The following is a 13,804-nucleotide window of genomic DNA, read 5'->3' as shown; positions in this document are numbered from 1 at the left end:
GGAGGAGGCATGAAAAGAATATGACTTTTTTGATCCTCATGGCATGTTTGTTTATGCTCATTCTTTTAGAGAAGCCATTTGAAAAAAGACGATCTGGGTTGTTCTTTTTGGTAAGTTATTTACTGCTGATTGCGGTTTATGTGATTCAAACAACGTTTTTGGAGTTTATGTCGGATCGGTTTTTGATGGTGATGGCGGTGATTGTGGTTTGTCCTTTGTTTGTTCGGTTTTTAGAGACTTATTCGAGGAAACATTTTAGATAACGATAACATTTTAATAAAAGTTGAACATGGATAAACAATATCTAAGGATCACTCTAATCGGCCGATAGAATGATATACCGATACAAATCTAATTATAAGAATAAGCAAACATGAGGCTTGCTTATTCTTATAATCATTTATTCGTAAATAGCTTATCAATTATGTTTATAGCAACAAAGCAAATTGGAAATGCAATTAAAAGGTACAGAAAATTTTTAGGTACAAACATATTGTAATAATAGAAAAATACACTCATAAATAAAATCATCACAGCATACTTCATCATCCTCTTCACAACATTCCTCCTAATATATATCTACCCAACCATTATTAGGGTGCTTATCCCTCTTATCTAACTGTTTAGCAATTTGAGTTCCGATATCCAAATAATTAAAGCAATTGCAACAGCAACACCAATAGAGATCGCTAATTTTTTAGCTCCCCACGCCTTTAATCTACTTGTCACAGTTTTAGTAAATATTCTTTTAGCTTCCGCTTTACCTTTTTTAATAATAAATGATTGTATAACACCTACACCACCCCCAACAGCAAAACCAATCACTGCATTGAAAACTGCACCTGCAAATCTAACAGAGACACCGACCTTTATACCTGATGATTTTTTCTTTTTAGCAGCTTGAATTTCTTTCACCCCAAAAGAAGAAACAAATACATCTTTAGCAAATGCAAAATCATCATTTTCTTCTAGTGTTGCATCATTTATTCCCTCCACTAACTCTTTTTGTGCGTGCTGCAGTCAAATCATTATATGTATCAGAATATTTATCAAAGAAATTTGTTAATTCTTGTTTAAATATTTCCTTCTCATTTACATTTGAAAGCTCTGTTTGTTCTTCTACTATTTTATTAAAAAGTTGCTTCTCATCTTTCGTCATTTCATCTATTGAAGGCATATTTCTAACCTCTTCTTCGAGATCGAATTCCTCAGATAAAACCTCCTTACTCAATTGAACATTCTTTGAATTGATGCCATCTACTGTTTCACCTACTAAAACTCCCTCTAAAACGGGCTGTTTCTCATTATCTGACTCTGTCTCTGCGAAACTAGTTAAAGTCGATAATGAACTAATTGTAAAAAGAATGACTGTTAAAATTGAAACTTTCTTGAGAAATTCATTCATCGCCACCGTTACAAATACCTACTATAAATGTTAATATTAAACATTATAAGTTTATTTCAACATAAACATGATGAAGATAGGATAATATTCATTTAAAGGTATTTTTTTGAAAAATAGACGCTCTCGAAATAATAAGCATTTGAATATGAATAGAAATTTAGATTATCGAATAAAAAAAAGACGCTGAAAATAGCGTCTTTTTTTATTGAAATATGTAATGTTTATAAAGAATAAAAAGATTGTTAACAAATCCTTAGATGCTGACCAAACGTTTAGGAAACTCATACATGTTGCCAAAATGTTGCCAGACCCGCACCAAGGGCTTTCAAACCCTTGATACGACTGCGTTCTAAAAGTTTTGATGGAGACGGTGGGAGTCGAACCCACGTCCAGAGACATCGATTACTTAAGCGTCTACGAGCGTAGTCAACATATTTACGTGTTCACTCATCCTCATGCCTGCTGACGGGCGCTTGGAGAGCTAGTCTGATGGATCTCTTCTTACGTCCTCAGACGAAAACGTAAGCGTAGCCTACTTCATTGGGCTCCTCACAGACACATAGGCGATGTCAGGAAGAGCTCGCTGCGCTTATTAGGCAGCTAGTGCTAAGTTTTGGTTAAAACTTTTAGTTTTGCCAGTTACATTTAAGTGCGTGTTAACGAGATCGCCTCTCGGCTCGCAGCCTAAGCTCGAACCATCCCTGTCGAATCCGTAACGTCCCCTTGTAAAAGGGATATACGGGATGGAAACGTTCTTTAGCTTAACTGCTTCCGTATATAACTATTATAACAACTTCATCGTTCGAAACAACTGGTGGTTTCTGTAAAAAATGACGATGATTGATGACTGCATATCATATTGTAGCATAGTGCTTCGGGCCTCAGCAAGCAATCCGCTCTAGACTAGAATTGCTTTTGCCGATCACGGAAGGCACGCTCGATTTCACGTTTTGCATCTTTTTTCTTCAAATCTTCACGCTTATCGTATTTCTTTTTCCCTTTACCGACTCCGATTAGCACTTTGGCAAAGCCATTTTTCAAATAGAGTTTAATGGGAACAAGTGAATAGCCCTCTTCCTTAGTGGCACCAATCAATTTGCTGATTTGCTTGCGATGAAGCAGCAGCTTTCTTGTTCTCAGCGGATCATGGTTATAACGGTTCCCCTGCTCGTATGGGCTTACGTGCATGTTGTGAAGAAACACTTCTCCTCGTTCGATTTTGGCAAAGGAATCTTTTAAATTCACTTTTCCTGCTCGAATTGATTTGATTTCCGTCCCTTGTAGCACAAGGCCGGCTTCGTAGGTTTCTTCTATAAAATAGTCATGATTTGCTTTTTTGTTTTGGGAAACAACTTTTCCCTCTCCCTTTGGCATTGGCGAACACCCTCCTTTTGACACAAACACGGTCCAAATCGTACGGATTATTTTATCAAACAATCCAGCTTTCGACAATGCTGACGCTACGTGGTCAAAAAGCAAATAGAGCATGATGCCCTATTTGCTTTTTGTCACGTTACTTTTTCTTTTTGCGCTTTTGTTTCGGTGCGTTATCAAATACGCGTTTTTTCTTTTTCTTCTTTTTACGGCTCGTAAACCACTCTCCACCGCTTTTTTCATCTTTGGCTTTTTCTCCAGAAGGTTTTTGACCTCCGCGCCCTCTTTTGGCTGGTGGATCTGTCCGCTTTTTGAACTTGAAGTCTTTTGGCGATTTACGGCGAGTGCCTTTCATTCCGACGATTTCAAAATCAATCGAATGCTCATCTTTATTGACATCAACTACTTTGACAGTGATTTCATCACCGATACGGTAGACATTTCCTGTACGTTCACCGATCATGGCAAAGTGCTGTTCATCAAAGCGATAATAATCGTCTGTCATGTAGCTCACATGGACAAGACCTTCTATCGTATTCGGCAGTTCAACGAATAGTCCGAAATTCGTGACCGAACTAATCATACCATCAAACTCTTCACCGATTTTATCAAGCATATACTCTGCCTTTTTCAGGTCATCTGTTTCGCGCTCAGCATCAACAGAGCGGCGCTCCATTGTAGATGCATGATCTGCGATTTCTGGCAACAGTTGTCCCCACTTTTCAAGGGTCGCTTCGTCTGTCTTTTTCTCTATTAAATAGGTTCTGATCAGCCTATGCACGATTAAATCCGGGTAACGGCGGATCGGCGATGTGAAGTGTGTATAGAATTCCGTTGATAATCCAAAATGGCCAATGCTTTCTGGATCATACTTCGCCTGTTTCATAGAGCGAAGCATCACAGTTTGAATGACGACTTCTTCCGGCTGATCACGGACGGCATCGAGTACACTTTGAAGTGCACGCGGGTGAATATTTGTTGACGTTCCTTTGACAATGTAACCAAATGTCGTCACGAACTCTAAAAAGCGCTGAAGCTTCTCGGGATTTGGTTCTTCGTGAATTCGGTAAATGAACGGCACATTCATCCAGTGGAAATGCTCGGCAACTGTTTCGTTTGCAACCAGCATGAATTCTTCAATTAATTTCTCGGCGACAGAACGCTCACGAATGACCACATCTTTCGCTACTCCTTCATCATCTACAAGCACTTTTGCTTCCTTGAAATCAAAGTCTACAGCTCCACGCTCCATCCGCTTGTCGCGAAGAATTTCTGCAAGCTTCTCCATCTCTTGGAACATCGGTACAAGCGGCTCATATTTGTCTAGAAGCTCTTCGTCTTGGTCCACTAAAATCTTATTCACATCGGAATACGTCATTCTCTCTGTCGTTTTGATCACACTTTGGAAAATTTCGTGTTTGACAACCTTCCCGTTTTGATCAATAACCATTTCACAAGACAGTGTAAGACGATCGACTTTCGGATTTAATGAACAAATACCGTTTGACAGACGATGAGGAATCATTGGGATAACGCGGTCTACAAGATACACACTCGTCCCGCGCTCATAGGCTTCCCGATCAATTGGGGAATTCTCCGTCACATAATGAGAGACATCCGCAATATGCACCCCTAGCTTGTATTTACCATCATCCAGCTTTTGCACAGTAACGGCATCATCTAAGTCCTTTGCATCTGCACCGTCAATTGTTACAATCGTCTCGTTGCGCAGATCACGTCTGCCTTCCAGATCTTTTTCATCAATTGTTTCAGGTGTGTCTGCCGCCTGCTTCAGTGCTTCTTCAGGGAACTCACCTGGCAGACCGTGTTTATGAATGATCGACAAAATATCAATGCCAGGGTCATTTTTATGACCTAAGATTTCAGTCACTTCACCCTCTGCGCTCATTCTGCCTTCTGGATAACTTGTCAGTGTCACAACAACCTTATGACCTTCAACCGCTCCGTTTTTAGCTGATTTCGGAATAAAGATATCGTTTGTGATTTTTTTATCATCCGGAATGACAAAACCAAAGCTTTTCGTTTCTGTATAGGTACCGACAACCGTCTGAGTATTACGCTCTAGAATACGGATGACAGTTCCTTCTTTTTTGGTGCCGTTTGATTTATGGCTGACACGCACCATGACGGTATCACCATTCATCGCTGTGCCCAGCTCATTAGGCGGAATGAAAATATCATCCTGTCCAAACTCTTCAGGTGTCACAAACGCAAATCCTTTTGCATGAGCAGACAGCTTCCCTTTTACCAAGTTCATTTTTTCTGGTACACCATAGCGGTCGCTGCGGGTACGGACGATAAGTCCCTGATCCTCTAATATCACAAGTGCTTTGACGAGCTCTTTATAATCATCCGGATTGGTAATTTCCATCATGACTTCTAATTCTTGTACCGTTAACGGTTTGTACGCCTCTTCCTGCATAAACGTAAGTAGTTCATCCATAAATTCTTCTTTTTGCACACTCTAACCCTCTATATATTTAAATTGACCAATCGAGTGATTCTAAGAATGCATATACATCCTGATGAACCTTCTCTCGCTCTTTATCAAGCGTAATGACATGGCCTGATTCTTCATACCATTTCAAATGTTTTTCATCTGTCTCTACTTCGTTATAAATAATATTTGCACTGTCTGTATTAATCATATGATCATGACGTGCCTGAACAACAAAAGTAGGTGAATAAATCATGTCAACATTGTTTCTCACTTCTGCAATCAGTTCTTGAAGAGCCTTGAGCGTATTCATTGGTGTTTTCTTGAACTCTTCCATTTCTCGTTCAATCTGATCCTCTGACTTACCCTCGAATTTTTTATAGTTACGGGCATAATCTAGTACACCCTGGTACATGACTTCTTCACTTTTTATGTACATAGGTGCACACATAGGTACAATTCCCTTTACAGGTACAGTGTAACCTAATTTCAATGAAAAAACTCCTCCGAGGGATAGTCCGCATACAGCAATCTCCTCATAGCCCTCATCTTTTAAAAATTGATAACCTTCTTCTACATCTTTCCACCAATCTACCGGGCCTGTATGGACAAGTTCCTCTGGCGGTACGCCGTGTCCTTTGTATTGAGGTGCATGGCATGTATACCCTCTTTCATTCAAATAGCGCCCAAGCATCCGAACATCTGCTGTATTCCCAGTAAAACCGTGAAGAAGAAGCACCGCCTTTTCTCCACCTTTGAACGTAAATGGTTTTGGTGTAACAACTTTCATGATGTGACTTCCTTTCTTTTTGATATAGTTTATATTTTCCACCTGTATGTACGAAACAAACACAAAAGAGTGCTAATAATAAAAAAAGGTCTGAAAAAAGATCAGACCTTCTGTTACTCGCGCCTTACACGCCTAAATATGCCAATGCAAGTGTTAAGATGAAGAAAAGCACTGACAAAATGACAGTTAATCGGTGAAGAATCAAGTCAAGACCTCTCGCTTTTTGCTTACCGAAAAGCTGCTCGGCTCCACCTGAAATAGCGCCTGACAGTCCAGCACTTTTACTTGATTGCAATAATACAACGATGATAAGTGCGATACTGACAATTACGAGTAATGTGATAACAAATGCGTGCATGAAAACACCTCCAGACAAACTGGTACACATAACTTTATTTTACATGAAAACAAGGTACATGTCACGAAACATCAAAATAAAGATTTCCTATATATTGTCGACTTTATTTGTCATTTTGATTCAATTTCGCTCCAATGTGCTGCATGCCGCATTTTTTATATGCAATTTTTGAGTTAAAAAACGTTTTTAGCGAGTTGCATCTTCTTGCAAGAGCTGTTTTAATTCTACTAACAACTGTTCAGCTCCTTCAGGACTCAGAACCACTTTGCCATTTCCATAGCTTTTGTTGTGTTTCGTTATTTTTCCAGTTAAAAGGCAGCTTTTGTCTGCATCATATTTTTTCAGCATAATGGTTTGATCTTCGATGAAAATTTCTAACAGCTGCTCTTCTTTGATATTAAGTACCTTTCGCATTTCTGAAGGCAGAACAATTCTACCAAGAGAATCAATGTGTCTAACCATCCCAGTTCTTTTCAATGAGGTTGCCTCCTTTATGATGATACGATGATTGCATTCATTGACTTTTGTCAACATCTTCATAGTAAAATAGATCTTCAAATTTCTTATCAAAGTAATGAATCATTTTGCCAATGACAAGCTGTCCTGGCTTCCTGTGACCATTTAATACCCTGCTGAGTGTGGCAGGAGAGATGCCAATTTCATCTGCGAGCTGATTTAAAGACATATCGTTTTCGATCATATACTGCATCACAAAAGCCCGCCTGATCTGAATCTTTTCGACCATCATTACAACCTCCTGTAGGATCAATATGTACAACATGTAGAACTCTCACATCAATCAGCTTCATTTACTTATGTCAACACTTTTATGCCCTTGCTATTTCCTTTGGTCAATGATCATACTAAAATAAGTCATATACTGAAATGTGAGGTTCGATGACATGAATCACTTTGGTGAACAATTACGCATTTTAAGAGAAAATAGAAAAATGTCTGTCAATCAGCTTGCCATGTATTCAGGTGTTAGCGCTGCTGGTATTTCTCGGATTGAAAATGGAAAGCGCGGTGTGCCGAAGCCTTTAACCATAAAAAAATTAGCACGCGCTTTGAAGGTGCCTTATGAGGATTTAATGCTGCTTGCCGGTTATATTGAACAAGAAAAAGTTCACGAAATGAAACCTAAATATGAGTCCATGTTAAAAATCTATCAAACGGCGCTTCAAAAAGATGTCGAACATCTCCCCATTTTTGATGGAGACCAATGGGAAACGCTCACCGCACATGACATCAGCCAGTTGAATCAATACTTTCTCACGCTCATCAACCAAAAAAAGGCGAACAAATAGTTGGGCATAAACTTAAGATACATCCACCATTAACTAATGTCAATATTTTCATGGTATACTTATTGCCAATAGTCAACAAATCAAGTAAACTAGAGGTAACTAATCTTTAACCATGTGAGGTTTTGAGTTGATGAACTTCGGTGCATATTTAAGAGCATTGCGTGAGGAAAAGAAGCTGTCAGTGAACCAGTTAGCGATGTATTCAGAGGTCAGTGCTGCCGGTATTTCTCGGATTGAAAATGGGAAACGAGGCATTCCGAAACCTCCTACAATTAAGAAGCTGGCAGGTGCATTAAAGATACCTTATGAGGAAATGATGAAGGCTGCAGGCTATATTGAAGAAGCAACCCCTGCCCAAGTCATGAAGGAAGAAGAAATGGCTTTGTCCAAAATACGAGAAACAGCAGACAACTATGGGCTTGGCGACCTTGAAATATTCAATGGGGACATCTGGTCCACCTTATCTAAAAAAGAAATAGAGGATCTAAACCGCTATTTGCTGTTTCTGTTAAACAGCCGTTCATCGCCGTAAAATGTTTTGAGCATTGACAAGCTTTTTGCGCTGATTTATGACAGAATTACGGTATAATGGGTTCAGATTGGAGTGAAGAAAGATGAATCAATCTGACATGTGCCCGCGGTTTGAAAAAGCAGTTGAGTTATTAAGTAAACGCTGGGTGGCACTGATTGTTTTTCAGCTTCTCTCAGGTCAGCAGCGCTTTAGTGAAATTGAGGCAGCCCTGACAAATTTAAGCGGAAGAGTATTATCTGAGAGATTAAAAGAGCTTGAAGCAGCAGGCATTGTAAAACGGGAGGTTTTCGCTGAAACACCCGTGCGTATTGAGTATTCTTTAACGGATATGGGACGCTCACTTGCACCCGTTTTTGAGGAAATTGCGAAATGGTCCTCTGAATGGATCAATCTTGAATCATAATTTCTCCTCAAATGAGCCCGCCTGTTGATCATAAAACAACCTCCCTTACCATTTGTAAGAGAGGTTGTTTCTTTTTCATCGCTTAAGCCGATGTCATATTTTTTTCAGCTAGCGCTTTATTCTCTTTTTTCTTGTTTGTTGGGCTTAAATAACGTTCAAGCCAGCCCATGACAAGGTCGGCAATAATGGCCATGAGCGCAGTTGGAATAGCACCTGCTAAAATGATGGCTGTTCCGTTGGTGGCGTTTGAACCTCTAATGATGATATCTCCAAGTCCTCCAGCACCAACAAATGTCCCAATCGCTGTAATGCCGATTGCGATGACCAGTGCGGTTCTTAAACCAGCCATAATAACCGATAAAGCAAGCGGTAATTCAACCATTCTCAGCACTTGCCATTTCGTCATACCCATTGCTTTCCCCGACTCTAAATAGGCATGCTCAATGCTGACAATCCCTGTGTACGTGTTGCGGATGATCGGCAAAAGCGAATACAGAAAGAGTGATAGGATGACTGTATTTGCGCCAAGTCCTAATACAAGCATCAACACTGAAAGCATCGCTAATGCTGGAATCGTTTGAATGACATTTGTAATTGCGAACACCCAATTGCTCAATTTGCGGTAATGCGCCACAAAGATGCCTACTGGAATTCCGACAATCGCCGCAAATAGCACCCCATACACTGACATGAGAAAATGCCGATAAAATTCTTCTAACACATATGAACCGTTCTGCTGATAATATGTCCATAATTGCTGCAGTGTGTCCATCAGCCCTGACACCTCCCAATCTTACTCAAAGTAATTGTGTTTCTTTAAGAAATTTTTCGCAACAGTCGCTGGTTCTTGAAGCTCTCCATCGACTTGATAGTTTAGCTCTTGCATTTGTTCTGTACCGATTTTCCCAATCAGCCTGTTGATGACCTTGTCGAGCCCTGGATGTTCTTTTAATACTTTCTCCGGGACAACTGGTGATGCATCGTAAGGCGGGAAGAATCGTTTATCATCTTTTAAGATTTTGAGATTATACGCTTTGATCCGGCCATCTGTTGAATAGGCAAGTACAATATCCATTTTTTCATTTTTCAATGCGTCATAGACTAGACCGATTTGCATCGGAAAGGTGCTTCCAAATTCAATTCCGTATGTTTTCACAAACCCTTCATAACCGTCGCCTTTCTTTTTCAGCCAAATATTATCCACACCGAAGCGATAATTCTTGGCATTCTTTTTCAAATCAGAGACTGTTTCCAGGTTGTTTTCCTTCGCCATCTTTTGCGTCACGGCAAAGGCATACGTATTATCAAATCCATAGGAATCAAACCATTTGTAATCGTAGCGTTTTTTGAATTCTTTCTGGACGATTTCCATTGCACGTTTTGGATCTTTTACCGCATCCATTCCGAGCGTACTTGTCAAATCTGTGCCTGTATATCTTGTCGCAGAAATGTCGACATCTCCGTTTTCCATCGCTTTCTGCTGTACGGTGTTTGAGCCTAGGTTTTTCACAATGGTTGTCTTTTTATCTGTGTAATGCTCAATGATATCTCCAACCATATAAGCCATAATTTCTGATTCAGTAAAGTTTTGTGCTCCGATTCGCAGCGTGCCCCCTGAGGAGCCGGCTAGTCCAGGAAGTGAACAGCCACTTATCAATAGCAAGCATCCAGCAAGCAGTGCACTGATCCATTTTGTTTTTCGATTCTTCACATGAGCCAACTCCTTATGAAACTTCCTTCAATCCTTTTAAGCCTTCTGGTGTTACTTTTTTCTCAAGCTTCATCAATGAAAAGTCGATGATGACCGCTAAAATGGTGACTGGGATGGCACCTGCAATAATGTATTCCGGCTGGTATAGCTGAAGTCCAATTAAGATGTAGTCACCAAGACCGCCTCCACCGATAAAAGCTGCAAGTGTTGTCCAGCCAATTAAATAAATGGTTGATGTTCTAACACCTGCCATAATGATCGGAATGGCAAGCGGCAGTTCAACAAGACGAATTTGCTCCCATGTCGTCATGCCGATCCCTTTACCAGATTCAAGCAAGTTTTTGTTCACACCTTGAACACCTGCATACGTATTTCTCAAAATAGGCAAAACCGAATAGAAAAATAGAGCAACGATTGCAGGTATTTTCCCGACTCCCAAAATAGGAATAAAAAATGCAAGAATCGCTAAACTAGGGAGTGTTTGAAAGATATTCACGACACCGATGACAACACCTGCGCCTCTTTTCATTCGTGTGAGAATCACGCCTAAAGGAACGGCAACGATAATGCCTAACACAACGGCAATCAAAGAAATATATAAATGCTCCCACATTTTTGTGAGGAGTTCCCCACCATTTTTCTCTAGAAAATCAATGATTTGATCCATGTGTACACCTCCCTTAGTTCATTTCAGTGACAGCCTCCGGCGTATCTTCTCCCCAAATGGAGTCATATACAACATCCACAAGACTTGCACGTGTCACAATGCCTTTTAAATGACCCTGTGTATCGACAACTGGTACATATTTAATGCCTCGTATTAAAATTTTTCGGACGGTATCTCTTAGAAGTGCGCCTTCTTGTACTGTATAGAATTCTGTATTTAAAATATCGCCAACAAAGGCTGCTTTTCTGCGGTTCGCATCAATTGTTTCGATGTCGATATAGCCTTTTAGCACATGATTTTCATCAACGACGAGCAGGGAATCCACCCGCTTTTCTCTCATAATAAAGATGGCATCTGTCAGTGTTTTTTCGACTGTAATTGTGACTGGTGACGTGTTCATCATTTGTTCCACACGTTCCATATTCGGATTTGATTGAAGCAAGCGTTCTTTCCCGATGAATTCTTCTACGAACTCGTTGACAGGGTTACGTAAAATATCATCTGGCGTTCCTACTTGGACAATCTCTCCATCTTTTAAGATCACAATGCGGTCAGCAAGTTTGATCGCTTCATCCATGTCATGTGTGACGAATACGATTGTTTTATTTAGCGTTTTTTGTAGCTTCTTAAATTCTTCCTGCAATGAATCTCTTGTGATGGGGTCAAGTGCTCCAAATGGTTCATCCATGAGGATAAGAGGGGGTTCTGCTGCTAATGCGCGAAGAACTCCGATCCGCTGCTGCTGTCCTCCACTGAGTTCATGCGGGTAACGCTCTAAATATTCCGGCCCCATGTCGACGAGTTTGAGCAGTTCTCGTGCACGTTCTTTTCGTTTTTCTTCCGGCCATTTTAGCAGCTTCGGAACAAGTGAAATGTTTTGTGCAATGGTCATATGGGGGAAAAGCCCAATTTGCTGAATCACATAACCAATTTCTCTTCTTAATTGGACTGGATCTTTTTTCATAATGTTTTCTCCCTCGATCAAAATCTTTCCTGAGGAAGGTTCAATGAGTCGATTGATCATCTTCATGGTTGTCGTTTTTCCACAGCCACTCGGTCCAATAAAACAAATAAATTCTCCTTTTGCTATTTCTAAATCAATATTTTTGACAGCTTTTTTTCCGCCTTTATACGTCTTAGATACATTCTCTAGTTTCAGCAAATGAGACACCTCCAATTAGTCGGATATATATTTTCAGAAAATTTACACCTTATTTATTATAGTGCAAACTTTATAAAATAAAAAGTTTACGATGTGTTTATATTGCATAAGATTTATTTAAAATTTTCAGTTAACGGTCAGATATGTAACGATCCCTCCTTTTTCCTCCAACTTACGAGCAAATACTCAATATTTATTGTTTTCATCAACAAACAGGTATATGATATATTGTGTTACAAATTGTCAGTCATGAAGGGATGAAGCGGGGAGTGGACAAGCAAGCGTTAGGTGCCATTCAAAAAGCACAGGATCATTATATTGAAAAAGCTGCCGAGAACATGAATGCCTTTGGTCTTTCTGCCACAGTGGGCAGAGTGCTTGGTATCATTCACATGAACCGTAAACCAATGACGCTCGGTGAGCTCTCAGAGGCGACCGGCATGAGCAAAACGAGAATGAGTCAAGTCGTTCGAGAAATGCTTGATTTGAATATTGCTGAAAAGGTGTATGAAAAAGGAATACGTAAAGATTTGTATGATGTTGAGCAAGATCATTACCAAACCTTTATTTCATTGTTTGCAGCCAATTGGTCACGTGTGGTCAGCAAAAATCGCAAGGCACATAAGAAGACATGCAAGGAATTGCTGGAGCTGCTCGAACAAGATGACTTACCAGAAGAGACAGAGGATAAAATCAATCTTCTTCTTTCAGAAATTAAGGAAAGCCTTGATTACTATGATTGGATTAGCCGCTTAATTGAGTTCTTCGAAAGCGAAGAAGTATTTAAACATGTGCCAAAACCTTAAAAAAGCTGTTTTATTTTACAACTTTGTAGAAAAAAACAGCTTTTTTATATACACTTATGACATCAGCATTGGAAACATCCCTTTTATTCCTGAGCCAATCATTTCAACTGCCACAACAGCAAGAATCAATCCCATTAATCGTGTCACGACATTCATCTCTGTTTTCCCCATTTTTCGCATGATGAAACTTGAGTAATGAAATGCATAATAAGTCATGGTCAGAACGACCACAATCCCAATCAGAATCGCAAGCATATGAAGCGTTACTTGGCTTCCTGGCGTTAAGCTCATGACGGTAGCGATTGTACCAGGTCCGGCAATGATCGGAATGGCGAGCGGGGTCACCGAGACATCTGCCTTCTCTTTGCTTTCTGCCTTTTCATCCGAATGAGGGTTTTGAACATGTGATTCTTTTGCATTCAGCAAATTGTAAGCGATACCAAAAATAAAAATACCTCCGGCGATGCGGAGTGCATGAATATCGATGCCAAACAATTTGAAAATGAGCCTGCCTGCCAGTAGAAAGGCAATCAAAATAATAAATGACACAACAATGGCTTTTTTGGCTGTTTGGGAGCGTTCCTTCTCTGAATAGCCTTCTGTTAAAGTGATGAATAGAGGCACATTTCCAATCGGGTTCGATACAGCAAATAATGACACAATGACATGAATCATAAAGGAAATCAACAGACACCCTCCTTTTTTCATAGTGTCTGCCAATCTGATGCGAATATTCCCTTGTTCGGATAAAACCTATTCGGCTTTAACCGCTGATAAGAGAGGCTTGAAGACAGGAGGATAGAACATGAAAAAAACATCCCCTTCGCTCTC

General features: G+C 40.0%; 18 protein-coding genes and 1 other RNA gene. 5 read left to right on the top strand and 14 right to left on the bottom strand.

The annotated features are described in order from the left end of the window. The first annotated feature begins 20 nt into the window (after positions 1–20). A complete protein-coding gene (locus BA1_RS09840) occupies positions 21–263 on the top strand; it encodes a hypothetical protein (RefSeq protein WP_008358325.1) in 243 nt (80 codons plus the stop codon). A 352-nt stretch (positions 264–615) separates the two neighbouring features. Here BA1_RS09840 and BA1_RS09835 read toward each other — a convergent pair whose 3' ends face one another. The 9 genes from BA1_RS09835 to BA1_RS09800 all read right to left on the bottom strand — a co-directional run bounded on the left by BA1_RS09835 (position 616) and on the right by BA1_RS09800 (position 7,133). Further along, positions 616–996: a hypothetical protein gene (locus BA1_RS09835; RefSeq protein WP_008358323.1), complete on the bottom strand. Its 381-nt coding sequence runs from the start codon at positions 994–996 to the stop codon at positions 616–618. Then, positions 980–1,411 carry a hypothetical protein gene (locus BA1_RS09830; RefSeq protein WP_008358321.1) on the bottom strand — a complete coding sequence of 144 codons (432 nt, stop codon included), beginning with the start codon at positions 1,409–1,411 and terminating at the stop codon, positions 980–982. The genes BA1_RS09835 and BA1_RS09830 overlap by 17 nt, the downstream gene beginning before the upstream one ends. A 353-nt stretch (positions 1,412–1,764) precedes the next feature. Further along, positions 1,765–2,128, bottom strand: a transfer-messenger RNA (tmRNA) gene (gene ssrA, locus BA1_RS18695). A gap of 180 nt (positions 2,129–2,308) precedes the next feature. Then, entirely contained in the window at positions 2,309–2,779 is a 471-nt protein-coding gene (gene smpB / locus BA1_RS09825) for an SsrA-binding protein SmpB (RefSeq protein ID WP_008347658.1), read from the bottom strand. A 139-nt stretch (positions 2,780–2,918) separates the two neighbouring features. Further along, positions 2,919–5,261: a ribonuclease R gene (rnr, locus tag BA1_RS09820; protein ID WP_008358318.1), complete on the bottom strand. Its 2,343-nt coding sequence runs from the start codon at positions 5,259–5,261 to the stop codon at positions 2,919–2,921. Positions 5,262–5,280: 19 nt separating this feature from the next. Continuing rightward, on the bottom strand, positions 5,281–6,027 hold the full coding sequence (locus BA1_RS09815) for an alpha/beta hydrolase (protein WP_008358316.1): 747 nt from the start codon (positions 6,025–6,027) through the stop codon (positions 5,281–5,283). A 124-nt stretch (positions 6,028–6,151) separates the two neighbouring features. Next, positions 6,152–6,385, bottom strand: a complete 234-nt coding sequence (gene secG, locus BA1_RS09810) for a preprotein translocase subunit SecG (protein ID WP_003212746.1) — start codon at positions 6,383–6,385, stop codon at positions 6,152–6,154. Between the two features lie 186 nt (positions 6,386–6,571). Then, positions 6,572–6,862, bottom strand: a complete 291-nt coding sequence (locus BA1_RS09805) for an AbrB/MazE/SpoVT family DNA-binding domain-containing protein (RefSeq protein WP_008358314.1) — start codon at positions 6,860–6,862, stop codon at positions 6,572–6,574. Between the two features lie 37 nt (positions 6,863–6,899). After that, positions 6,900–7,133, bottom strand: a complete 234-nt coding sequence (locus tag BA1_RS09800; RefSeq protein ID WP_008347669.1) for a helix-turn-helix domain-containing protein — start codon at positions 7,131–7,133, stop codon at positions 6,900–6,902. 154 nt (positions 7,134–7,287) lie between these two features. On the opposite strand from BA1_RS09800, the gene BA1_RS09795 reads away from it, so the two are divergent. The 3 genes from BA1_RS09795 (at position 7,288) to BA1_RS09785 (ending at position 8,627) form a co-directional block, all read left to right on the top strand. Next, positions 7,288–7,692, top strand: a complete 405-nt coding sequence (locus BA1_RS09795; RefSeq protein WP_008358310.1) for a helix-turn-helix domain-containing protein — start codon at positions 7,288–7,290, stop codon at positions 7,690–7,692. 130 nt (positions 7,693–7,822) lie between these two features. Next, on the top strand, positions 7,823–8,224 hold the full coding sequence (locus BA1_RS09790; RefSeq protein WP_008358309.1) for a helix-turn-helix domain-containing protein: 402 nt from the start codon (positions 7,823–7,825) through the stop codon (positions 8,222–8,224). Between the two features lie 82 nt (positions 8,225–8,306). Beyond that, a complete protein-coding gene (locus BA1_RS09785) occupies positions 8,307–8,627 on the top strand; it encodes a winged helix-turn-helix transcriptional regulator (RefSeq protein WP_008358306.1) in 321 nt (106 codons plus the stop codon). An 82-nt stretch (positions 8,628–8,709) separates the two neighbouring features. On the opposite strand, the gene BA1_RS09780 is transcribed toward BA1_RS09785, so the two are convergent. Genes BA1_RS09780 through BA1_RS09765 form a run of 4 tightly spaced genes read right to left on the bottom strand, consistent with a single transcriptional unit; the run spans position 8,710 to position 12,167 of the window. Then, on the bottom strand, positions 8,710–9,399 hold the full coding sequence (locus tag BA1_RS09780; protein ID WP_008358305.1) for an ABC transporter permease: 690 nt from the start codon (positions 9,397–9,399) through the stop codon (positions 8,710–8,712). A gap of 21 nt (positions 9,400–9,420) precedes the next feature. Beyond that, the gene (locus tag BA1_RS09775) at positions 9,421–10,338 is read right to left on the bottom strand and encodes an osmoprotectant ABC transporter substrate-binding protein (RefSeq protein WP_008358303.1); all 918 of its coding nucleotides are present in this window, start codon (positions 10,336–10,338) and stop codon (positions 9,421–9,423) included. Positions 10,339–10,351: 13 nt separating this feature from the next. Next, positions 10,352–11,005 carry an ABC transporter permease gene (locus BA1_RS09770; RefSeq protein WP_008358300.1) on the bottom strand — a complete coding sequence of 218 codons (654 nt, stop codon included), beginning with the start codon at positions 11,003–11,005 and terminating at the stop codon, positions 10,352–10,354. A gap of 13 nt (positions 11,006–11,018) precedes the next feature. Beyond that, positions 11,019–12,167: a betaine/proline/choline family ABC transporter ATP-binding protein gene (locus BA1_RS09765; protein ID WP_008358297.1), complete on the bottom strand. Its 1,149-nt coding sequence runs from the start codon at positions 12,165–12,167 to the stop codon at positions 11,019–11,021. A 269-nt stretch (positions 12,168–12,436) separates the two neighbouring features. Here BA1_RS09765 and BA1_RS09760 point away from each other — a divergent pair, with 269 nt between their 5' ends. Next, entirely contained in the window at positions 12,437–12,973 is a 537-nt protein-coding gene (locus BA1_RS09760) for a GbsR/MarR family transcriptional regulator (RefSeq protein ID WP_008358295.1), read from the top strand. Between the two features lie 54 nt (positions 12,974–13,027). Here the strand turns inward: BA1_RS09760 and BA1_RS09755 are convergent, their stop codons facing one another. After that, positions 13,028–13,660, bottom strand: coding sequence for a MarC family protein (locus BA1_RS09755; protein ID WP_008358293.1), 633 nt, complete (start codon positions 13,658–13,660; stop codon positions 13,028–13,030). Between the last annotated feature and the right edge of the window lie 144 nt (positions 13,661–13,804).

The organism is Bacillus xiamenensis, from assembly GCF_000300535.1.
GTDB lineage: Bacteria > Bacillota > Bacilli > Bacillales > Bacillaceae > Bacillus > Bacillus xiamenensis.
The sequence above is the reverse complement of the archived record's forward strand: the minus strand, read 5'-3'. Positions and strand labels throughout refer to the sequence as shown.